This is a genomic window from Corynebacterium sp. TAE3-ERU12, from assembly GCF_019209905.1.
Classification (GTDB): Bacteria; Actinomycetota; Actinomycetes; order Mycobacteriales; family Mycobacteriaceae; genus Corynebacterium.
In genome coordinates this window covers 941,854-964,088 of record NZ_JAHUTM010000001.1, presented here as the reverse complement: position 1 = coordinate 964,088, position 22,235 = coordinate 941,854, and the positions used below count along the sequence as shown (strand labels likewise).

Sequence of the window (22,235 nt, the reverse complement as noted above, 5' to 3'; positions counted from 1 at the left end):
CACCGTTCACCCCCACTAACCCAATAACAACGCACAAAACCCGCTAAGCACCGGTTCTCCACCGGCACCTAGCGGGTTCATATGCGCTAGAGCGCGACCCTAGTCGAGCTCGATCTGCAGAATCTTCGATGCTTCGATGGCATCGGCGATGCGCTCACGCAGCTCGGCGGGGACCTCAGCGTCGACACGCAACACAATAATGGCGTGGCTGCCATCGGTCTCCGGGGACAGCGCAGCGGCCTCAATATTGATGCCTGCCTCACCGAGGTGACCAGCAATACGACCCAGGGCACCGGGCTTATCCGGGTAGGTCATGATGAGGTTGCGGCCAGCAGCACGCATATCCAGGCCACGGCCATTAATGCGCACGATCTTCTCGACCCGCTGCAGGCCGGTCAGGGCACCAACGACGGTGGCCTTGGAACCATCAGCAGCAATAATCGTGACCTCGAGGGCACTGCGGTGAGTCACAGACTCGGAGTTGGTGGACACCGAAACCTCAATGCCGCGCTCCTCAGCAATGGCCGGGGCGTTGACGAAGGTAACCGGCTCATCAACCATGGTGGCGAACAGGCCACGAGCAGCAGCCAGACCCAGGATGTCAACATCCTCAGTAGACAGCTCGCCACGTGCGGTGACCTCAACAGAGGTCGGGGCGCCATCAAGCAAACCGGCAGCAACCAGACCCAACTCGCGGGCAAGTTCCAGCCAGAGTGCGACCTCTTCGCCCACAGCGCCACCGGTGACATTGACGGCATCCGGGACAAACTCGCCAGCCAGGGCCAACAGCACCGACTTAGCAACATCGGTACCGGCACGGTCCTGGGCCTCAGCGGTCGAAGCACCCAGGTGCGGAGTGACAACAACCTCGTCGAGCTCGAACAGCGGCGAATCGGTGCACGGCTCGGAGGAGTACACGTCGAAACCGGCGCCACGGATCTGACCGTTGCGGATAGCGTCGGCAAGCGCTGCCTCATCAACAAGACCACCACGGGCGGCATTGATGATGATCTGGCCCTTCTTGGACTTAGCCAACAGCTCGGCATTGAACATGCCGGCGGTTTCCTTGGTCTTCGGCAGGTGGATGGTGACGAAGTCAGAACGCTCCATCAGCTCGTCGAGCTCGACAAGCTGCACACCCATCTGAGCTGCCCGCGCGGGGTTAGCGTACGGGTCGTAGGCCACGATGGTGGTCTCGAAGGAAGCCAGGCGGTGGGCAAAGAGCTGACCAATATGGCCGAAACCGACAATGCCGATGGTCTTACCGAAAATCTCGGTGCCCTTGAACGACGAGCGCTTCCATTCCGCATCGCGCAAAGTGGCGTCGGCAGCCGGAATCTGGCGGGCGGTGGACAGCAGCAACGCAATGGCGTGCTCACAGGCCGAGTGGATATTGGAGGTCGGGGCGTTGGCGACCATCACACCGCGCTTGGTGGCGGTATCGATGTCGACATTGTCCAGGCCGACACCAGCACGGCCAACGATCTTCAAGTTCGGGGCGGCTTCGAGAACTTCGGCGTCCACGGTGGTCGCAGAGCGGACCAGCAGGGCATCAGCTTCGCCTACAGCGGCGAGCAGCTCGGGGCGGTTAGGTCCGTCGACCCAGCGCACCTCCACAGAATCTCCCAGCGCGTCCACGGTGGACTGCGCCAACTTGTCGGCGATGAGGACGACCGGGCGAGCGTTATTGCTCACAAGCAACTCCTGTCAATGCAATTGATGACCGCCCCTGCAGGCACGACCGCGTCGGCAGGAGCGGGACCACGCCGGCTCGGTGACGTGGAACAGCACCATCATATCCCGCAACCCCTCCCCCAGATCGGCGCATTCGAACAATAAAAAACCGCGCTCCGGGGCTGAATAGCATTCAGCCGGAGCGCGGTAGGCCTAGCCAGCAGTTACTGGTAGGTCACCACCCACGGGGTGGGATCGATCTGGGCGGTCTGCTCGGGGGTAAACATCGGCTGATCTTCATCAATGAAGTTCTTCCACGCCAAGAAGATATCCGGCTGCAGGTCCTGCTTCATCACATTCCAGGTCTCCAGCTTCTGGCCCGGGGTGCCATGACCGTCGGCATGCAACACGATGGACAGCTCCGGATGGGAGGTGTCGATCTTCTCCCGGTCACGAATCATCTGCAGCTGGAACTGGTGCAGCATCAGCATCTTCTGCGGCAGATTGTTCTCACGGGTCAGATTCGCCAACCAGTCAGCGACCTCGTTGACCTCATCAGCAGTGACATGACCAACCTCAGTGGCCGGCGCCACCCCGGGCTCCATCTTCCACTCCGCATCCAATGCCAAGCCGACATTGGGGCGCTTGAGCAGATCCTCGTAGAACTTCGCCTGGTCGAGGAACTTAGCGTTGCCCGGCTGCAGGTCCAGCACAACATAACCACCAGCATCGGTGATGGCATCAATATAGGGCTCGAGGTCCTTCGCCGGGGCGGTCACCGAGTAGGTGCCATCCGAGCCGGGATCTGCCTGGGCAACAGAGGCGATGATCTCAAACATCGGCACCACGGGCTCATCGGTGTACTTGGCGTACTCCACGACGCGCTTCTTCACGTCCTCGATGGCTTCCTTCGGGGTCTCCTCACCCATCACGCCCATTGCCGGGGCGCCCGGGTGTCCATACAGCGCCACCATGCGCCGACCCGGGAACAACACCTGGCCACCACCAGCCAAATTCAGCTTGGCGACGTCCTTATTACCGGCGATCTTGGAGAGCTTGGCCAGCTTCTCGTTATCCCCAAACACGGAGCCGAGGCCCACAACTTCGCGGCCATCGCGGATCGCAGAGATGGAGTCATCGGTCGCACGGGGGTCAGCCGCCGGCAAGTACAGCACATCATGACCAGCTGCGCGGGCAGTGGCGATAGCGCCCAGCGGAGAGCCAGGTGCGGCGAGGATAACCATGTCATCATCGCCCGAGCCCTTCATCTCAGGAAGCTCGACTTCCTTGGTGTCAGTGGCACTGACCTCCAGGTCGGGAGCGGTGGGCTCTTTGCGGTCCATCGCAGCGATGGCCTTGGCCGGGTAGCGCTCCCCCTCGGGGACGCCCTTAACTTCCCGGCCGGTGATATTCGCAAAGGCCTGGGCATTGCCGGCGTCGGTAATAACGGTGCGGCCTTCGGCGCTGGCGTCGAAGTCGGTCTCGCCCACTAAAACGACGTGGGAGGGCTTGAGCCGTTCCAGTTCAGCACTCACCTCATCTGCGGGAGAGCCGGAGGTGGCCTGAGCCCAGTAGCTTTCCTCCGCAGCCTGCTGTCGGGCCTGCTCAACATCATCTTGGAAGGCGAGCGACCCGCCTTCAGCACGGGCGTTATCGATGCGCTTCTGGTTGTCCGCGGTGCGCACCACAAGCATCGGGGCGCCAACGGCAACAGCGATCGCGGCAGCGCGGCGTTCAGTTTTGGGGCCCATGGCTGAGACCACGACGGTATCGGCATTATCGACGAGGGAATCAGCAGCGTCGATCTCGGTTTCGACAACCGTCGGGTCAGCGGGGGGTTCGGCACTCTTAATGCCGACTCCCTCCTGTGAATCACCGCAAGCGACGAGGCCGCAGGCAAGAGCAACGCTGGCCACAACTGCGACCCACCGACGAGCATGGTGACGGAGAGTGGACGTGGGTAAGGCAGACCGGGTCACGTGAGGTAGACCTTTCGGTAAACGAGAACAAGGTATGTAGGCGATTATACGGCCCGGCTTGGCGAACTTTGTGAGCGGCATTCAGCGAAGCATGAGTCCAGCTTCACCCGGGCTGGCAGGCTACAAACCCGCCGCCATATCCCACTGCGTCAACAGACACCGCGGCCACGGGAATCCAGCTCAGCACCTGTTGTCACGATCGCGTGAGCCCCGTGCAGCAACATGTATGTGCTGCACGGGGCTTTGACGCGACGGTAATGCTTACTGTTTAGGCAGTGGCATCCAGCGGGTTCTTGACCCAGCTCATGAGGTCACGCAGCTTGGCGCCAGTTTCCTCAATCTGGTGGGAGTTGTAGGAGGCACGCAGCTCCTCGAGTTCCTTGTTGCCGCCCTCAACGTTGGCGATAAGGCGCTTGGTGAAGGAACCATCCTGAATGTCAGACAGGATGTCCCGCATGCGCTGCTTGGTGTCGGCGTTGATCACGCGCGGGCCGGAGAGGTAGCCACCGAACTCAGCGGTGTCGGACACCGAGTAATTCATGTTGCCGATGCCGCCCTCGAACATGAGGTCAACGATGAGCTTGAGCTCATGCAGGCACTCGAAGTAGGCCATTTCGGGCTCGTAACCGGCCTCGACGAGGACCTCGAAACCGGTCTTGACCAGTTCCTCGGTGCCGCCACAGAGCACGGCCTGCTCACCGAAGAGGTCGGTGACGGTCTCTGCTTCGAAGGTGGTCGGGATAACGCCGGCGCGGGCGCCACCGATAGCTGCGGCGTAGGACAGGCACAGGTCGCGGCCTTCGCCCTTGGGGTCCTGGTCGACGGCGATGAGGCAGGGCACGCCCTTGCCGTCGACGAACTGGCGGCGCACCAGGTGGCCGGGGCCCTTCGGGGCGATCATGCCGACGGTGATGTTGTCGGCCGGCTTAATCAGGTCGAAGTGGATGTTCAGGCCGTGGCCGAAGAGGATGGTGTCGCCATCATTGAGGTTCGGGGCGATCTCCTCGGCGTACACGGTGGCCTGGGTGGTGTCCGGCACCAGGATCATGATGACGTCCGCCCATGCGGTGGCCTCGGCGTTGGTCTTCACCTCAAAGCCGGCTTCTTCGGCCTTAGCAGCGGACTTGGAGCCTTCACGCAGGCCGATGACAACCTCCACGCCGGAGTCGCGCAGGTTCTGGGCGTGCGCGTGGCCCTGGGAGCCGTAGCCAAGCACGGCAACCTTGCGACCCTGGATAATGCTGAGGTCGGCGTCATCGTCGTAGAACAGTTCAATAGCCATGTGTAGTAATTCGCCTTTCGGGGTGTAACAGTTGTGTATGTGCGGTAGAGCTTACCGACGGTTAGGGCCGGCTGGTGAGCATCGGCTTGGGGCCGCGGGCGACCGCGACTACGCCGGACTGCACCAACTCGCGGATACCGAAGGGCTCGAGGACCTCCAGCAGCGCCTGCAGCTTCGAGGGCTGCCCAGTGGCTTCGATGACCACCGACTCAGGCCCGACGTCGACGACGCGGGCGCGGAAGAGCTTCGCGGCATCGACGACCTGGGGCCGGTTGGAGTTATCGGCGGAGACCTTGACCATCAACAAGGCGCGTGAGACCAGCTGCTCTTCGGGCATGCGCACGACCTTGATGATCGGCACAAGCTTATTGAGCTGCTTGGTGATCTGTTCGATCGGCAAGTCTTCGGTCTCTACCACCAGGGTGATCCGGTTGATGCCTTCGACCTCGGTCTGGCCGGAGGTGATGGACTGGATCGAAAATCCGCGGCGGGTGAACATGCCGGCGATGCGGACTAGGATGCCCGGCTCATCGAGGGTGAGCACGGAGAGAGTGTGCATTTCAGCCATGGTTGCTTCCTCTTTTCCTAGGCTCGCTTAGCGGCCCTGGATGGTCGGGTGGTCGGCGTCGAGGGCGTTGTCTTCGCCGCGCTGGTCGATGGTCTCGTTGATCTCAGCCGGGGGCTCCCCTGCCGAGATTTCGTCGTCGAACAGCGGGCGCAGGCCCCGGGCCGATTCGATCTCATCGTTGGATTTACCGGCGGCGACCATCGGCCACACCTGGGCGTCTTCTCCGACGATGAAGTCGATCACCACGGGGCGGTCGTTGATTTCGCGTGCCTTCTGGATGGCTGGGATAACTTCCTCTTCCTTGGTGACTCGGATGGAAACACAGCCAAGTCCCTCGGAGAGCTGCACAAAGTCGGGCACGAATGAGTTATCGGCCGGGCGCAGCTTGGTGTTGGAGTAGCGCTTTTCGTAGAACAGGGTCTGCCACTGGCGCACCATGCCGAGGTTGCCGTTATTGATCAGGGCAACCTTGATCGGGAATCCTTCCACCGCGCAGGTGGTGAGTTCCTGGTTGGTCATCTGGAAGCAACCATCGCCGTCGATGGCCCAGACTTCCTTTTCGGGGGCTGCGGCTTTAGCACCCATGGCGGCGGGCACGGAGTAGCCCATCGTGCCTAGGCCACCGGAGTTGAGCCAGGTCCGGGGCTTGTCGTACTGGACGAACTGGGCGGCCCACATCTGGTGCTGGCCGACGCCAGCGACGTAGATGCCATCGGTACCGACGATATCGGACAGGGTTTTGATGACGAACTGCGGCGACAAGGAGCCATCGGACTGTTCATCCCAACCCAGCGGGAACCGGGAGCGCAAACTATCGAGTTCTTGGTACCAGGAGCCCATCTTCGGGGCGGGCAGGTCTTTGGCGCGGTAGGTGTCCAGCAGTGCGGTGAGCACTTCGCGGGCATCGCCGACGATGGGGACCTGGGCTTCGCGGATCTTGCCGATTTCGGCCGGGTCGATATCAGCGTGGATGACCTGGGCGTCGGGTGCGAAGGTGGACAGCTGGCCGGTGACGCGGTCGTCGAAGCGGGCGCCGATGGTGATCAGAAGGTCGGCTTTTTGCAGCGCGGCCACCGCGGAGACGTCGCCGTGCATACCGGGCATGCCCATGTGCAGGCGGTGCGAGTCCGGGAAGGCGCCGCGGGCCATCAGTGTGGTGACGACGGGAACATCGGTGTGTTCGGCGAAGGCGAGCAGTTCCGCGGAGGCGTCGGCCTTGATGACACCGCCGCCGACGTAGAGCACCGGTCGCTTGGCGTCGGAGATGAGGCGCACGGCCTCGTCGATCTGGCGGGAGTGCGGGGTGGTGACGGGGCGGTAGCCGGGCAGGTTGATATTGGGCGGCCAGGAGAAGTCGATCTCGGTGTTTTGCAGGTCCTTGGGCACGTCGACGAGCACGGCGCCGGGGCGGCCGGTGGCGGCGAGGTGGAAGGCCTCTGCGATGGTTTTCGGGATGTCTTCGGCGTTGGTGACCATGAAGTTGTGCTTGGTCACCGGCAGGGTCACACCGCGGATATCGGCTTCCTGGAAGGCGTCGGAACCAAGGAGCTGGCAGCCGACCTGGCCGGTGATGGCAACCACGGGCACGGAGTCCATATTCGCGTCGGCCAGCGGCGTGACCAGGTTGGTTGCGCCAGGCCCGGAGGTGGCAATGCACACGCCGACCTTGCCGGAGACCTGGGCGTAGCCGGTGGCTGCGTGTCCTGCGCCTTGTTCGTGGCGGACCAGGACGTGCCGGACTTTTTCGCTGTCGTACAGCGGGTCGTAGAGGGGCAGAATGGCGCCGCCGGGGATGCCGAATACGACGTCCGCGCCGAGCTCTTCGAGGCTGCGCACAATGGCCTTAGCGCCGGTAATGCGCTCTACCGGGGTGCGGTTGGCATGTGCTGCCACGGTCGCGGGCGTGGGACTGGAGTTGGGGGCGGCGGTCACGTCGTGCGCTCCTGATGTTGGTTTCGTTGTTCAGGTCGGCCAGGCCTACCAGGTTTCACTGTAGTTTTCCTGTTTTCGACCACGGACGACGCCCCTGGGTTTCCATGGTGCTGGGCGGGGCGACGAGCATTGGTGCTGGTGAATTGCTCTAGTGGCTGGTGGCGGCTACCGGAATCTGGTGGATCTGGTGCACAGCGCAAATCGTATTCGTCCACATAGTGAGAAGTCAATCCCACTGGTTGGTACGGGCGTGTCTGTGTCCAGTAACGCCTTATCGGCCACCACAGCCGCTCTTAGCGCCACTGGCTGTGCCTCTGGCACCACCACCGCACAAGGCCTACCGTGGCGGCCATGGAATTTCTGCTCTACCTGTTGATGCGGACCTGGTCCTGGGTCGCCGACCGCGGCATCACTATCGCCGCGCTCATCACTGTGCTGGTCCTGATCCCAAGAATCCGCCGCTTCATCCTCCTCATTGCTACCCGCAATCTCAGCGATGATGAGGAAGAAAATAAGGGCCGTAGGGCCCTGGTGGGCGCCATCGTCTATGTCATCGAGATGGTCGCCTACTTTGTGGTGGGCCTGAGCTTGCTGTCGGCAATTGGCATTTCGCTCGGCGCAGCTGTTGTGCCCGCAACCATCATTTCCGCTGCCCTTGGTTTTGGCGCCCAGGGTTTGGTCAATGACCTCCTCGGTGGTGTGTTCATCATCTTGGAGCGCCAGTACGGCGTGGGTGACTGGGTGGCCTTCTACACCCCCTCGGGCATGGTCGAGGGCAATGTTGTGGACTTGACGCTGCGTGCGACGACGATCCGCACTATCAACGGCCAAGAGATCAATATCCCCAATGGCGAGGCCCGGATGGCGATTAACTCGTCGTCTCGCTGGTCGCGCGCAGTCATTGAGGCTCCGGTGCCGATTACCGCAGGTGGGTCCATCACCGAATTGGAGAAGCAGACTCTCGCTGCCGCCCAGAAGGCCATTGAGGCTGACAATGTGCGCGACCATGTCCGCTCTGCCGCCCGCATCCAGTCCTCGACTGGTATCGAGCAGCCCACCACACTGGGTCAGCCGTGGACGGTAACGATGCGCGTGATGGTCGACTGTGACCCAGGAGATCAGTGGCTTATTGAACGCGCGGTTCGTGCCGCGATCATTGATACGTGGTGGCATGCTTATGGTGAGCGCGCTGAGGCCAATGCTCTGGGCAGCCCCGATCAGCTTTCCGACGCTGGCGCGGCAAGGAGCAATGCCACCACCTTCGGCAGCTCCGATCCTTCTATGTCCAGTGACACTGCTGATTCTTCCGGCGCTGGGATCGCTAGCTTCGCCGCTGGCGCTGGTGCTACCGCCGCGGCCACCCATGCCGCCGAGACTGCCGCCACCGAGGAGGAAGGCTCCGGTTGGGGCAATAATCCTGATGCTGCCCCGGGCTTGCCGACGAAGGCGGTCGACGCCGATGACAGTGCGGTGTCCGATGATGACCAGGTCCACGAGGACGATGGCTCCAATAAGGCTGCCGCGAACGATGACAAGCCCAAGAAGCAGTCGTGGCGCCAGAAGACCCGGGAGATTCTTTCTGCGGGTGGCCGCGCCCGCCCCTCTACCGTCGTCATGCTGGTGACCCTTGCGGTGCTGGGGTTGCTGAATTTGGCCACCATCGAGCCCAGTGAGGACTCAGATAGCCCGTCTGGTTGGTTGGCGCCGAGCCGTTTTACCGAGCATGAGGAAGAAAACGAAGAACAAAACGGCGAAAACGGCGCGGTGAATCAGAACCAGCCGGACCGGGGCAATCAGAACCAGTGGAATAACGACCGCACTGACCCCAATGAGCAGGCACCGCAGTCGAATAATTCCGGTAATCAGGATGGGGTTCTGCCCGGCTTTGGCGACGGCGGCAATGGCGATAATGCCGGCGGCTATGGCGGCGGTGATGGCCCTGGGGCGACCTCGGGCGGTAGTGGCGGCGGCGCTGGCGATGGCGACGCCGGTGCTGGCGGCGGCAACACCCAGTAGGCCGAGGGCGGCGTGCGCATCACTGGCGACTACGATGGACTCCCATGAGCTCCGAATCCAGTGATGCGAACCACCGCGGCACCACTACCATTCCGGGTGGTTGTTTCCGCCCCCAGCGCACGCATTACCTCGGCGTGGGCTTCCTGCTGTTGATGGTCATCATCGGCATGGGTTTTTCCATGACCTACTTCTGGTGGACTCTCATCTTCCCGCTGCTGTATGTGGTGTGGATTCACCGAGTCCGCACCACCATTGACCAGCGTGGAATCACCGCTGTTCCACTATTTGGGAAGCGCCATTTCCTGCCCTGGTCAGACTTCCGCGGCGTGTTGTTCAGCAAGAGCGGAATGGCCTACGCAGTAGCTAAAGACGGCAATGACGCAGATAAGGCCGAGCGGTTCCGGATGCCGGCAATCAGCTTTAACTCTTTGCCGTCATTATCCGAAGCTACTGGCGGCCGCATCCCCGATGCTCTGTCGGCTGGTATCGCTGCCCGCGATGACATGGTCGAGATTCATCACAGCGATGGCCGTTCTGAGCTGCGCCCACGCAAGGAGGTCGAGGATAAGAATATTCCGACCTTTGAGGTTAAGACCACCGAAATCCCCCGTAACGGCGAGTAGCACTACCCACCACCAGCCCCATCCCACAATGTGGACACGTTCGCCCATCAAGTGGGATTCACGGTATAGTGCTGCAATGCTCCACTGAGCCAGTGAAAGCACGCACGAACGCACAACGAAAGCCACCCATGATTCCCCTTCGTTCCAAAGTCACCACCTCTGGGCGCAATGCCGCCGGTGCGCGTTCACTATGGCGCGCTACTGGTATGACCGACGATGACTTCGGCAAACCGATCATCGCCATCGCGAATTCCTATACCCAATTCGTCCCCGGCCACGTGCACCTGAAAAATGTCGGCGATATCGTCGCCGAAGCCGTCGCCGAAGCCGGGGGCATCGCCCGCGAATTCAACACCATCGCCGTCGACGACGGCATCGCCATGGGCCACGACGGCATGCTCTACTCACTGCCCTCCCGTGAGATCATCGCTGACTCTGTCGAATACATGGTCAACGCCCATACCGCCGACGCCCTGGTGTGTATCTCCAACTGCGACAAGATCACCCCGGGCATGCTCAACGCGGCCATGCGGCTAAATATCCCGGTGGTCTTCGTCTCCGGCGGCCCGATGGAATCAGGTTCTTCCGTCGTCGTCGACGGCGTCGTCAAAGCCGGTTCCGACCTGGTTTCGGCCATTTCGGCCTCCGCCAACGACCGCGTCAACAATAACCAGCTGCTCGATATTGAGCGCTCCGCCTGCCCCACCTGCGGTTCCTGCTCCGGCATGTTCACCGCAAACTCGATGAACTGCCTCACCGAGGCCCTCGGCCTGTCGCTGCCGGGCAATGGTTCCACCCTGGCCACCCACTATGCCCGCCGGGACCTGTTCACCCGCGCCGGCAAACTGATCGTCGATATCGCCAAGCGACACTACGACGACGGTGACGACTCGGTCCTGCCGCGCAATATCGCCACCCGCGAGGCCTTCGAAAATGCAATGGCCCTCGATGTGGCTATGGGCGGCTCCACCAACACGGTGCTGCATATCCTCGCCGCCGCACAGGAAGGCGAAGTCGACTTCGACTTGCAAGACATCGACCGCATCTCCCGTGGTGTGCCATGTCTATCCAAGGTCGCGCCGAACTCCGATTACTACATGGAGCACGTCCACCGCGCCGGCGGTATCCCCGCTATCCTCGGTGAACTGCACCGCGGCGGCCTGCTCAATGAATCCGTGCATTCGGTGCACTCCCCCAGCCTTATCGAGCATCTCGAAAAGTGGGATATCCGCGGCGGCTCGGCCTGCGCGGAAGCCTCCGAGCTGTTCTACGCCGCCCCTGGTGGCGTGCGCACCACCGAGCCGTTCTCCACCCACAACCGGTGGGAAAGCCTGGATACCGACGCCGCCGAGGGCTGTATCCGCGATATTGAGCATGCCTACACCGCCGAAGGCGGACTATGTGTGCTGCGCGGCAATATTGCCCGCGATGGCGCGATTTTGAAGACCGCCGGAATCAGCGAGGAACAGTTCCACTTCGAAGGCACCGCCCGTGTGGTGGAAAGCCAAGAGCAGGCTGTCTCGGCGATTCTGAAGAAAAAGCTACAGCCCGGTGAGGTTCTGTTCGTGCTCTACGAAGGCCCCGCTGGCGGGCCCGGTATGCAGGAAATGCTGCACCCCACCGCGTTCATTAAGGGCTCTGGCCTCGGCCCGGTATGCGCCTTGGTCACCGATGGCCGGTTCTCCGGCGGTTCCTCTGGCCTTTCCATTGGTCACGTCTCCCCCGAAGCCGCCGCCGGTGGCGCCATTGGCCTGGTCCGCGATGGCGACCCGGTCTATATCGACGTCGGTGAGCGCAAGCTGGAACTGCAGGTTTCCGATGAGGAACTAGAGCGCCGCCGCGCCGAAGAGCTCGCCCGCGAGCACCCGTTTACTCCGCACACCAAGCGCCCGCGTCGGGTAACGAAGGCCCTGCGGGCATACGCGAAGATGGCCTCATCTGCGGATAAGGGCGCTGTCCGGATCGTCGACTAGCCCAGTCCCGGGATCGGCACCTCAGCCGATCCCGGCAACTGCGGGATCGGCGCCGAACCGGACACCGAGTCGATAGTGATAAACGCGTTGCGCACATCATTAGTGTGCGCCTCGCGGGTGCCCCGAGTTTCGGCGGCGACAACAAAACCCGGGCCGATCGACGCCGAGGCGTGATGCGAAACCCGGTCATTAGACCAGCCCAGTTTCGTGCCGGTTACCCCAGGCAAAGTGGCGGTACCGAAATTCTGCGGGTACCCGTCCGCAGCCACCGGGTAGGGGTTGCGCATCGCGTCAAGCACCGGACCGGCGGGATCTTCTAACTGCAGGCGCAGCAAAAAGGTCACCAGGTCATAAGACGAGGTGCGGGAGACTCCCCACGAGGCACCGGCCTTGGTGTCGCTCAGCCCGTAGTCCTCAGCAATGCGCTTAATGGACTGCGGGTACTTCTTATACAGGCGGGTGGCGATCTGGTCATCGGAGGCGCGAATCATCTGACGCACAGCCGGAATATCCAGGGCATTGCCTTCACGCACAATGTAGTGGCCAATATAGAGCTTGACCATCGACAAACCCGGGCGCGGCTCGTGCTGGTTCGCGGTGCCTACGCGCAGCCCCGCTGGAAAATAGGCCACCGTGATCTGGGTCTGCGCGGGGGCGCGAAGATTGCCGGCCTGATCCAGGTTCGGCAGCGGCACTGCCCGGGCTGGTGCTGGTGTAATGGCGCCGGTAAGGGCGCAGCCGAAGACAGTGAGCGCAACAATAAAAGTGCGTACAGGTGGCTTCCACATCAGCAAATTGTCTCTATTTTCCTCGGGGATAGTGCGGCCTTAGTGTGCCATACCCCACCCCGTTTATCCTAGATACACGACGCCGCCCGCATACCTACTGGCATACGGGCGGCATACGCGCAACCACCAGCGCACTGTGTGCGCGGGGTGACTACTAATTCAGCGGGGAGTCCACCGGCACGTCAACGGTGCTGGAGCCGACGAACGGCAAGCTACCGGTAACGAAGAACCAGATGGCCACCGCAGCGGCGATCGCAATCAGGGCGAACAGCCAGGAGCTCACCAGCGGACGGCGTGCCCAGCCACGGGCAACGTCGAGGCCGTAACGGCCCGGACCGGTGAACTGCAGCGCCAGGGAGGCACCGGTGAGCAGCAGGAACAGCTGCATGTAGCCGGAACCTTCGGCGGAGATAATATCCCAGCCAGAAGAGTTCAGCGCCACATCAGCCATCGTGGAGAAGGCGGACACGACGATGGCCAGGGCAGCACCCAGCGGGGTGGCCAGGCCCAGCACCAGCAGAGCGCCGGCAATAACCTGCAGGGTCGGTTCAAGTACGGCGACCAGGCCCGGCATATTCCAGCCAGCCTGGGCGTAATCATTTTCCAGCTGGCCAACACCAGCGGCGCCGGAGAACCCAAAGAAGGTGCTCAGTCCGTGTAGCAGCAACATGCCGCCCACAACGAGGCGCAGCACCAGCAGGCCTAGGTCGAGTGTGCCGCGGCGGGTTTCGACCTCGTCGTCGTCTTCCTCATCGCGGTTGTAGTCCTCGTCGGCGGCCACAGCGGCGCCGGAGGCGGTGGCGTTGTCGGCGAACATGGGGTTGCCAGCGGTCTGGCTGGTCTCGGCGGGGCGGAACTGAGCGGTTTCCGCATTCGCCGCGGCCGTATCGTCGTTGGGCTGGATCACCTGCGGCTGTGCGCGGCCCGCGTTGGCGTATGCGTCCGGCTGGTTGTCGGCTGCGGGCACCTTGGCGGTATCTGCCTGGGCGTTTTCCTGGTAGGTGGGCACGTCGAAGTTATCGTCGTGCAGACCGTCGGAAAGGTCATCGATTTTGTGGTCGTCCGGGTTCTTTTTATCAGTCACGACCTCCACCCTAGGTTTAGTTACCCCCATTCAACAGTCGGCGGGGCCGTGTTTTGGATTTATTTTCCCTATCCTTGGTCACGTGACTATCCCCCGCACCCCACTGCGCCGCGCCGCGGCGGCACTCACCGCCGCGTTGGTGCTGTCCGGGTGCTCATTTGATCCGGCCGCGCAGGCTCCGTTTAGTGACCAGACTGAGCAGATGCCGCCGGCGAAAATGCCGAAGGCCACCCCTGATGGCGCTCCTGGGGCCGGTAAGTCCCACAGCGGCAAGCAGGATAGTTCTGGTGACCCGTGCGCCGTCGATGACACCACGTTGGCTGCGTGCTTGCCGACGGTGACAGCGCTGGTGGGCATTGATATGTCCCGTGGTCTCGCTGCTACTGAGGACGGCGCCGTGTGGGATATCCGGCCTGGATTGCAGCCCACTGTGCTTACCGACGCTGGCGGCCCGGTACGCCAGCTGGTGGCTTCCCCCACGGTGTTCGAAGACGGTCAGGTTTTTGTGCTGATGGAAAGCGGGCAGGTGCGCCGGCTGACCGTATTGCCGAATAACCGGGTCGACTGGCGTGATCTCGATACGTTGCGCGAGCCTGCGGTGCTCACTGCACCGAAGCGACCGGGTGCTGAACCGGAGCCGTTATTCAGCGATGATGAACGCATTGAGCTCATTTCTGCGTGCACCCAGGAAGCTGGCCCGCCGACGCTATTGAGCACCATGCTCGAGGGGGTGCCACTGATTTCGCAGTGGGATGGGTTCTTACTCAGCCCGGTCACTGGGGTCAGTTTCGATAACTCCATCGGCGGCTGCGTGGTGGTTAATAAGACGCTTATTGTTGCGGTCCCTGGGGCGCAGCAGGTCGTCGCCATTGAGTTACAGCTCGATGGCGCCGATGAGTTCAGTTCGTGGACCACCAAGGGCGCACCGGAGGTGCTGGTAGACGGCCAGTTTGGCCATATTGAAGCACTGGCGGCAGTGCCTGGCCCCGATGGCGTAGAGATCTGGGGCGGCACCATTAATCGCCGGATGGGCACCGGCGGCGCCGCCGATGACCGAATCGTGCGGATTCCGTCCGACGGCGCCGGCGGGGCTTCCCCGGTCTAGCTACATCTTGGCGACCAGTTCACCGATGAGCTTGTTGACCTGCGCCGGGTCGGCCTTGCCGCGGGTGGCCTTCATCACCTGGCCGACAATGGCGCCGCCGGCCTTGGTTTTGCCGTCCTTAATCTTGGCGACAATATCGGGGTTATTGTCCAGTGCGTCCTGCACGGCCTGGGTGATCGCCCCGTCGTCACGCACCACCTCAAGACCACGATCCGCAACAACCTGATCGACATCACCTTCGCCGGCGAGCACACCGTCGACGGCCTTACGGGCGAGCTTATTGGTGAGCTTGCCTTCCTTAATCAGCTCGATTACGCGAGCCACCTGGGCCGGGGTGATCTCCAGTTCAGCCAGTTCGCAACCACGCTCATTGGCCTGCTGGGAGAGGTAGGCAACCCACCAGGAGCGGGCCTCATCAGGTGTGGCACCTGCCTCCACGGTGTCGATAATGAGGTCGAGCGCACCGGCATTGACAAGGTCGCGCATTTCCTCATCCTTCAAACCCCACTCGGCCTGAATCCGGGCGCGGCGCACCCAGGGCAACTCCGGCAGGGTGGCCCGGATTTCTTCGACCCATTCGGCCGGGGCCAGTACCGGGGGCAGGTCGGGGTCGTTGAAGTAGCGGTAGTCCTCGGCGGTTTCCTTGATTCGGCCGGCCGAGGTTGACCCGTCGGTCTCCTGGTAGTGGCGGGTTTCCTGGCGGATGGAGCCACCGTCGGTAAGCACCTGGGCCTGGCGCTGCATCTCGTAGCGCACCGCCTGCTCCACGGACTTCAGGGAGTTAATATTCTTCGTCTCGGTGCGGGTACCGAACTCATCCTGGCCCACCGGGCGCAGCGACAGGTTGGAGTCCACACGCATCGAACCCTGGTCCATGCGGGCATCGGAGACACCCAGGGCCTTCACCAGGTCACGCAGCGCGGCAACATAGGCGCGGGCGACCTCGGGGGCACGCGCACCAGCGCCTTCGATGGGTTTGGTGACGATCTCGATCAGCGGCACACCGGCGCGATTGCAGTCCACCAAGGAGCGCGTTGCGCCATGAATGCGGCCGGTAGCGCCGCCGAGGTGGGTGAGTTTGCCGGTGTCTTCCTCCATATGGGCGCGCTCAATCTCAACGCGCCATTCGGTGCCGTCGTCGAGCACCACGTCGAGGTAGCCGTCATAGGCGATCGGTTCGTCGTACTGGGAGATCTGGTAATTCTTCGGCTGGTCCGGGTAGAAGTAGTTCTTCCGGGCGAAGCGGGACGACTCGGCGATCTTGCAGTTCAGCGCCAGGCCGATCTTGATAGCCCATTCCACACCGATGCGGTTCACCACAGGTAGCGCACCGGGCAAGCCCAGCGAGCAGGGGTCGACGTGGCTATTCGGCTCGGCGCCAAAATCGGCCGAGGACGAGGAGAACATCTTCGTCTTCGTGGCGAGCTCCACGTGCACTTCCATACCCATTACCGGGTCGAATCGGGTGAGCACCTCGTCGTAGTCCATCAGATCATCTGCATAAGCGGCGGTCATGGTCGACATCGTACTAGCGGGTTGCTGGCGCCGCGCCGAAGGTCGCACCGGGACGGGTTATCGTTATGCCATTGCTGTTCATCGCACCGCAGTTACCCCAGGTGACCCCGCGCGTGTTCGCCCCAGGAGGTCCTACGTGTCCACACCCGCAACCCCACAGCCTGACGACCAGCCCACCGTTGACCCGGTGACTGCTTCGCGCAGTAGTGCCCAGCCCAACGAGGCCGGCTCCTCGCGGCGCATGATCTGGTTAGTCATCGCCATCATTGTGGTGATTGCGCTCATTGCTGGTGGGGTTGGGTTGTGGAAGCACTTCCAGGGGGCCAAGGGGCACGGCGCGGAAGTGTCGGCTGAGGCGGTACGCGACCGGCTACCAGAGTCGCTGAATAGCTACTGGGTGGCTGAGGGCTGCGTCCGGGGCTCGGAAAATCCGGCCGGGCTTGGTCTGGAACAAGCGGTGCCGTCGATGTCCTGCCTGCTATTCGATGACCCCGAGGGCGGCACGTTGGTGACCCTTTTCGCCGATCCGGAGCTTGCCGACGCCGTTCGCCGCACCGGCGAGGACGCCCCGCTGGCGGAGGTGGGCTCCTCCGCCGACGGCGAGCACAACCTGAGTTATGTGCGTGCCGCCGGGACCTTATACGACCGCACTGATGATGCGGTGCTGCGTTATGGCCCCTTCCCCACTCTGGCGGAGGCAAAGAAATTCGCCGCTGCGCACGGCCTGATTTAAGGCGCGTGCACAGCGGCGGGAATATCCGGATTTGGGCTTAGCCCCTTCTGGCTACCGTGCTTCCGGGGTGTCCTTAGCGGTGGTGGATTCATCGTGGAGCACGATCTCATCGCCTTCTTGGAAGGATGAATCCTCGTCCTTAGCCAGGACGGCGGCGACATCGTCGGCAGCTGCCTGACGCATCTCATCGTCCTCAACATTGGATTCGGCCACCGCAGCGTCCAGCTTCTTCTGGTCGGACTTGGTGAACTCCTCGTCCGGGTCGGCCTTCTTCCGGGCCAGCTTCTGGATGCGGCCGCGGCGCTTGTGCTCATCCATAATCTCGCTGCGCTGACGCAGCCAACCGAAGACGAGCACACCGATCAATGCGATGCCGATATAGCCCAGTGCCGGGTAGACCACGGCAACGAGCTGGGTGAAGCCAATGAAGGACAGGCCGTAGCCGATGACGCAGGCAACGGCGAACAGCGGGTAGAAACGTTCCGGGCGGTTGGCGGTCATGCGCTTGCCGAGGGCGTAGAACATGCCGATGGCGGTGTTGAAGATCATCATGTAGATGACCACGGCCATACCGATCGACAGGGTGGGGTTGATCTCATCGACCAGGGCCAGCATCGGCAGGTCCTGATCGGCGACGTCGGGGGCGGAGAACAGCAGGGCGGCTGCGGCCAGGGTGAGCAGCGCGCCATAGATGATTCCGCCGAGCAGGCCGCCATAGCCGGCCGAGCGCGGCAGGAAGTGGTTACCGCCGATCACAATGGTCATGGAGACGGCCATGATCATGCACAGTCCGACGTAGTTCAGCGCGGAGATCCACCAGTTCGGCAGCGAAGAGCTCAGCTCAGCATTGGCGTAGGCGTCGGCTTCGGCGAGGCTTAAGTCGGTGTGGATGAGTGCCCATACCGAGGCCAGCACCAAGAACACGATGATGAACGGGGTGATGGCGCCGATAACACGGCCGACGGCGTCGACATCGAGCAGACCAGCGCCGAGCACCAGGGCCAGCATGAGTGTTGCACCCACCCATACCGGCAGGTTGAACTGCTGCTCTAGGTTCGAGCCCGCACCGGCGAACATGACGAAGCCGGTACAAAACAGCGTCACCATGATCGATACGTCCAGGAATTTAGCGGTCAGCGGCATGGCGACGCGGTCAAGGACCTGGGTGTGCTCATTGGCGCGGAAGTAGCTGCCCAGCTGCAGCAGTCCCGCACCGGCGACAATCATGACAATGCCGGCGATACCTGCTCCCCAGAGGCCTCCTGCGCCGAATGAGGAGAAGAACTGCAAGGTCTCCTGGCCGGATGCGAAGCCCGCGCCGATGATGAGTCCAACGAAGGCCATGGCAATGGTCAATGCTCTTTTGAGCATGCGTAATTCCCTTTCCGGGCCGGAGCGCAGCTCCTGCGGGCACCGCTAGATGGCACACTACAAACGCTGTACCGACCGGTAGCTTTTGTGCGCGGGTACCGGCTATGAGAAACCAGCACCCGACGGCGTTGGTGTCCCCACCGTGTAGCGGTGGCGGGGCGGCTGCTCATTATGCAGCCATATCTACATTAATAGATCCCTGTTTCGGCCTAGCCGAAGAGGGCCTGCGCGGCATGATAGCGGCCCGGCGGGACAACCTTAAGTTCAGAGACAGCATCGTCGATATCGATGCGGGTAATATTCTCTCCCCGCAGCGCAACGATGGTGCCGTAATCCCCCTCATGAACTGCCCGGGTGGCGTGCACACCGTAGCGGGTGGCTAGTACTCGGTCATAAGCGGTCGGTGTGCCGCCGCGCTGGATATGGCCGAGCACCGTAGTGCGCACGTCATAGCCGGTGCGGGACTTGATCTCATTGCCGATCATCTGGCCGACATTATTGAAGGTCTGGTGGCCGAACTGGTCGATGCCGCCTTCTTCAAATTCCATGGTGCCTTCCTTCGGGGTGGCACCTTCGGCGACGACGATAATGCCGTACTTCTCCCCCATCTGGAACCGGCGTTCCATGGACTTGCAGATCTCGTTGATATCGAAGGCTTCTTCGGGAATCACGATGTAGTGCGCGCCGCCGGCCATACCGGCGTGCAGGGCGATCCAGCCCACGTGGCGGCCCATGACCTCCACAATCATCACGCGCTGGTGTGATTCGGCGGTGGTGTGCAGCCGGTCGACGGCGTCGGTAGCAACGGCCACAGCGGTATCGAAACCGAAGGTGTAGTCGGTGCCGTTGACGTCATTATCGATGGTCTTGGGCACACCGACGACGGGGACGCCGTTATCGGAGAGCCACTTGCCTGCCTTGAGGGTGCCTTCACCACCGATCGGGATCAGGGCGTCGACGCCAGCGTCGTTAAGGTTTTCCTTGATCCGGTCCAGGTTGGCGGTGAGGATATCGGGGTGGACGCGACCGGTGCCCAGCATGGTGCCGCCGCGCAGCAGTACGCGGTCGATGTGTTCGTCGTCGTACAGCTGAACCCTGCGGTCCTCCATCAGGCCAATCCACCCGTCCTCGAAGCCCACGACGGTGGAACCGTACTCGGATGAGGCGGTGCGGACGATGGCTCGGATAACAGCGTTAAGGCCGGGGCAGTCGCCGCCGGAAGTCAGGGTCGCAATGCGCATGAGCACCAGGGTAGCCGGGGCATTCAGATTGCGCCCAATGAGCTGCGTATCGGCCTGTTGCACAACTCAACACAGCAGGAATAGTGAAGGGTTTTCCCAGCTAGAGCGGTTTCTATTGCGTGACCCCCGGGCTGCACTCGCACTACCCCACTGGGTATAGTCACAACAGCCACGTAGTTCCCAGAACCTGCGATGAGAAAGACGTGCCATGCCACTGTCGAGATTCACCACACCCGAACCGGACCGCCACCAGCCAGGTGAGCGGCCCAGCTCTGGGGTACCCGGTGAGGAGCTGGAGCCTGATCCCGCCGAGTCCGCAACCCACCCGCGGCCACGTAGTGCAGCACCTATTGTCATCGCAGCACTGCTCATAGCCGTACTGGCGGTGTCGGGGTATGTGCTTATGCACGATTCGCGCAGTGAGTACGCCCCCACGGATCAGACAGTCGAGGAGCTTCCCGACGAGTTGGTGGACATGGTCGATTTTTCGTCCTGCCATCCGCAGTCGGTCAACGTCATTAATTTATTGCAGGATGACGACTCCACCGCCTGCCGCCTCGATGAGGGCCCGCTGGCCGATGGCAGCATCACCTTCACGAATGACCATGCCGCGCGCACCCTGCCGGCCAAGGTCAATAACGCCTACGAGATGGTCTCGGCCTGGCAGTCGAAGCGTTTGCTGGATCCGAATAAGCAGATGAGCAACCTGACTGTGCTCAAGCAGGAAGGCCCGTCGGGTTTCTTTGTATTCGCCCAAGGCGGCGTGGTTTTTGCCTGTAAAGAAGGGGTGCTCATCACCCTGAGCCCGGTGAAGTCGATGTCTCAGGCCAGGTTGCTCTCTGAAAAAGCCAACCTTATTTAGGGGCTTTCCGACGTATTGGGCCGAAATCCGGCTACCGCGACAAAACCCAGCACCAGGATGACGGCCTGCATCAGCAGTGCTTGGCCGAGTAATTCACTGCCAGCGCCTGCTGCTTCGCGCCACTGAATAAACGCCGCTGTCGCCGCCGAGCCTAAGACAGCACCGACTTGCCGGGCTGTGTTGTACACACCGGAGGCAGCGCCGACCACATCGCGGGCGATATTGCCCATTGTGGTGGTCGAGTTCGGGGCCCAGACGCAACCATTGCCGAAACCAAGCAGCACGCTGGCCACCGGGATCGCCCAGAGCGGCATATCGGGGCGCATCACTGCCCACAGTGCGATATGCCCGGCAACCATCATGGCGAAACCGAACATGGACAGCACCCGTGGCCGAATGCGGCCAATAAGCTTGCCGACGAGCGGTGCGAGCAGACCGGAGACGATCGCCATTGGGGCGATGAGCAAACCTGCGGTCAGGGCGCTGGTGTGTTCAAAACGCTGCAGGTAGATCATGATCGGCAGCGCATTGGAAGCCACGGCGAAGCCCATCGTGGCGATGGAAAATGAGCCGCGGGAGAAGTTGGAGTTGGCAAATAGGCGCAGCGGCACCAGCGCTTCGACTTCCCGCCGCGAAGCGGTGGCCTGCAACCACACAAATACTGCAACCAGCCCGATGCCGCCGATAATCAGCAGCCATACCCACAGTGCCCAGTCGGCGCCTTGTCCTTGTTGGAGTCCAAAGACCAACAGGCTCATCGCGATTAAGGACACCACGATGCTGGGGATGTCGAAACTGCGGGAGACTCCCGGCAGGTTGGGCACAAATTTCGCGGCCATCAGCACGCAGGCAAGCCCGACGGGCACGTTAATGAAGAAGATCCAATGCCAGGTAAGGCCGGTGACGATCACCCCGCCGAGGATGGGCCCAGACAGTGCGGCAAGGCCGGCGACTGTTCCCCACATGCCCATTGCGGGACCGCGCGATTCCGGGGCGAAAACGCGGGTGATGATTGACAGCGACTGCGGCGAAATCATGGACGCGCCGAGGCCTTGGAGGGCGCGGGCGATGATGAGCATTTCCACGGTGGGGGCAAGCCCACAGCACAGCGAAGCGATCGTGAACAGCGCGACGCCGGTCTGGAAAATGCGTTTTTGGCCGAACTGGTCGCCGAGTCGGCCCATAACAAGCAACGGAACAGCGTAGGTGAGTAAGAAGGCGCTGGTGACCCAGATGACTTCGTTATAGTCCGCCCCGAGGCTGGTCATAATGTCCGGGGTGGCAACCGCGACGATGGTTTGGTCCAGCAGGATCATGAAGAAGGCGGTGCATAGCGGGATGATGGCTAGCCAGGCCTGTTTTAAAGGCAGGTAGTCATCGCTGTGCTGGGCGCTAGGTGGGGTGTTGTCCTGGACCACGGTGAAGACGCTACACCCTTATCGAACTGATAAATCGGTTGCGGTGGCTGAGACCCCGCCGAACCGAACAC

17 protein-coding genes are annotated in these 22,235 nt (G+C 62.2%); 6 read left to right on the top strand and 11 right to left on the bottom strand.

The features are described 5' to 3' along the window. Positions 1–99: 99 nt before the first annotated feature. The 5 genes from serA to KRX51_RS04350 form a co-directional block, all read right to left on the bottom strand. Positions 100–1,695, bottom strand: coding sequence for a phosphoglycerate dehydrogenase (gene serA, locus KRX51_RS04370; RefSeq protein ID WP_218361727.1), 1,596 nt, complete (start codon positions 1,693–1,695; stop codon positions 100–102). A 203-nt stretch (positions 1,696–1,898) separates the two neighbouring features. Next, positions 1,899–3,590: a hypothetical protein gene (locus KRX51_RS04365; protein ID WP_370625017.1), complete on the bottom strand. Its 1,692-nt coding sequence runs from the start codon at positions 3,588–3,590 to the stop codon at positions 1,899–1,901. 331 nt (positions 3,591–3,921) lie between these two features. After that, positions 3,922–4,935 carry a ketol-acid reductoisomerase gene (gene ilvC, locus KRX51_RS04360; protein ID WP_218361725.1) on the bottom strand — a complete coding sequence of 338 codons (1,014 nt, stop codon included), beginning with the start codon at positions 4,933–4,935 and terminating at the stop codon, positions 3,922–3,924. 61 nt (positions 4,936–4,996) lie between these two features. Beyond that, entirely contained in the window at positions 4,997–5,503 is a 507-nt protein-coding gene (gene ilvN / locus KRX51_RS04355; protein WP_218361724.1) for an acetolactate synthase small subunit, read from the bottom strand. A gap of 27 nt (positions 5,504–5,530) precedes the next feature. Further along, entirely contained in the window at positions 5,531–7,435 is a 1,905-nt protein-coding gene (locus KRX51_RS04350; protein ID WP_218361723.1) for an acetolactate synthase large subunit, read from the bottom strand. A 351-nt stretch (positions 7,436–7,786) separates the two neighbouring features. Here KRX51_RS04350 and KRX51_RS10285 point away from each other — a divergent pair, with 351 nt between their 5' ends. The 3 genes from KRX51_RS10285 to ilvD all read left to right on the top strand — a co-directional run bounded on the left by KRX51_RS10285 (position 7,787) and on the right by ilvD (position 12,047). Next, the gene (locus KRX51_RS10285) at positions 7,787–9,451 is read left to right on the top strand and encodes a mechanosensitive ion channel family protein (protein ID WP_218361722.1); all 1,665 of its coding nucleotides are present in this window, start codon (positions 7,787–7,789) and stop codon (positions 9,449–9,451) included. A gap of 44 nt (positions 9,452–9,495) precedes the next feature. After that, complete coding sequence (locus tag KRX51_RS04340) at positions 9,496–10,074, top strand: PH domain-containing protein (protein WP_218361721.1); 579 nt, start codon at positions 9,496–9,498, stop codon at positions 10,072–10,074. Between the two features lie 128 nt (positions 10,075–10,202). Beyond that, positions 10,203–12,047 carry a dihydroxy-acid dehydratase gene (ilvD, locus tag KRX51_RS04335; RefSeq protein ID WP_218361720.1) on the top strand — a complete coding sequence of 615 codons (1,845 nt, stop codon included), beginning with the start codon at positions 10,203–10,205 and terminating at the stop codon, positions 12,045–12,047. Here ilvD and KRX51_RS04330 read toward each other — a convergent pair. Beyond that, entirely contained in the window at positions 12,044–12,835 is a 792-nt protein-coding gene (locus KRX51_RS04330) for a hypothetical protein (protein WP_218361719.1), read from the bottom strand. The genes ilvD and KRX51_RS04330 overlap by 4 nt on opposite strands. A gap of 154 nt (positions 12,836–12,989) precedes the next feature. After that, the gene (locus KRX51_RS04325) at positions 12,990–13,919 is read right to left on the bottom strand and encodes a DoxX family protein (protein WP_218361717.1); all 930 of its coding nucleotides are present in this window, start codon (positions 13,917–13,919) and stop codon (positions 12,990–12,992) included. 82 nt (positions 13,920–14,001) lie between these two features. Here KRX51_RS04325 and KRX51_RS04320 point away from each other — a divergent pair, with 82 nt between their 5' ends. After that, complete coding sequence (locus KRX51_RS04320) at positions 14,002–15,024, top strand: hypothetical protein (protein ID WP_218361716.1); 1,023 nt, start codon at positions 14,002–14,004, stop codon at positions 15,022–15,024. Here the strand turns inward: KRX51_RS04320 and gatB are convergent, their stop codons facing one another. Then, positions 15,025–16,539 carry an Asp-tRNA(Asn)/Glu-tRNA(Gln) amidotransferase subunit GatB gene (gene gatB, locus KRX51_RS04315; RefSeq protein WP_218361715.1) on the bottom strand — a complete coding sequence of 505 codons (1,515 nt, stop codon included), beginning with the start codon at positions 16,537–16,539 and terminating at the stop codon, positions 15,025–15,027. Positions 16,540–16,675: 136 nt separating this feature from the next. On the opposite strand from gatB, the gene KRX51_RS04310 reads away from it, so the two are divergent. Further along, positions 16,676–17,272 (top strand): hypothetical protein, encoded by a 597-nt coding sequence (locus tag KRX51_RS04310; RefSeq protein ID WP_218361714.1) that lies wholly within the window; start codon positions 16,676–16,678, stop codon positions 17,270–17,272. A gap of 51 nt (positions 17,273–17,323) precedes the next feature. On the opposite strand, the gene KRX51_RS04305 is transcribed toward KRX51_RS04310, so the two are convergent. Continuing rightward, positions 17,324–18,643: a hypothetical protein gene (locus KRX51_RS04305; protein ID WP_218361713.1), complete on the bottom strand. Its 1,320-nt coding sequence runs from the start codon at positions 18,641–18,643 to the stop codon at positions 17,324–17,326. Positions 18,644–18,852: 209 nt separating this feature from the next. Continuing rightward, a complete protein-coding gene (locus KRX51_RS04300) occupies positions 18,853–19,884 on the bottom strand; it encodes a 6-phosphofructokinase (RefSeq protein WP_218361712.1) in 1,032 nt (343 codons plus the stop codon). A gap of 208 nt (positions 19,885–20,092) precedes the next feature. On the opposite strand from KRX51_RS04300, the gene KRX51_RS04295 reads away from it, so the two are divergent. After that, positions 20,093–20,746 (top strand): hypothetical protein, encoded by a 654-nt coding sequence (locus tag KRX51_RS04295; protein ID WP_218361711.1) that lies wholly within the window; start codon positions 20,093–20,095, stop codon positions 20,744–20,746. On the opposite strand, the gene KRX51_RS04290 is transcribed toward KRX51_RS04295, so the two are convergent. After that, the gene (locus tag KRX51_RS04290) at positions 20,743–22,164 is read right to left on the bottom strand and encodes a DHA2 family efflux MFS transporter permease subunit (RefSeq protein WP_370625016.1); all 1,422 of its coding nucleotides are present in this window, start codon (positions 22,162–22,164) and stop codon (positions 20,743–20,745) included. The two genes, KRX51_RS04295 and KRX51_RS04290, sit on opposite strands and share 4 nt — an antisense overlap. Between the last annotated feature and the right edge of the window lie 71 nt (positions 22,165–22,235).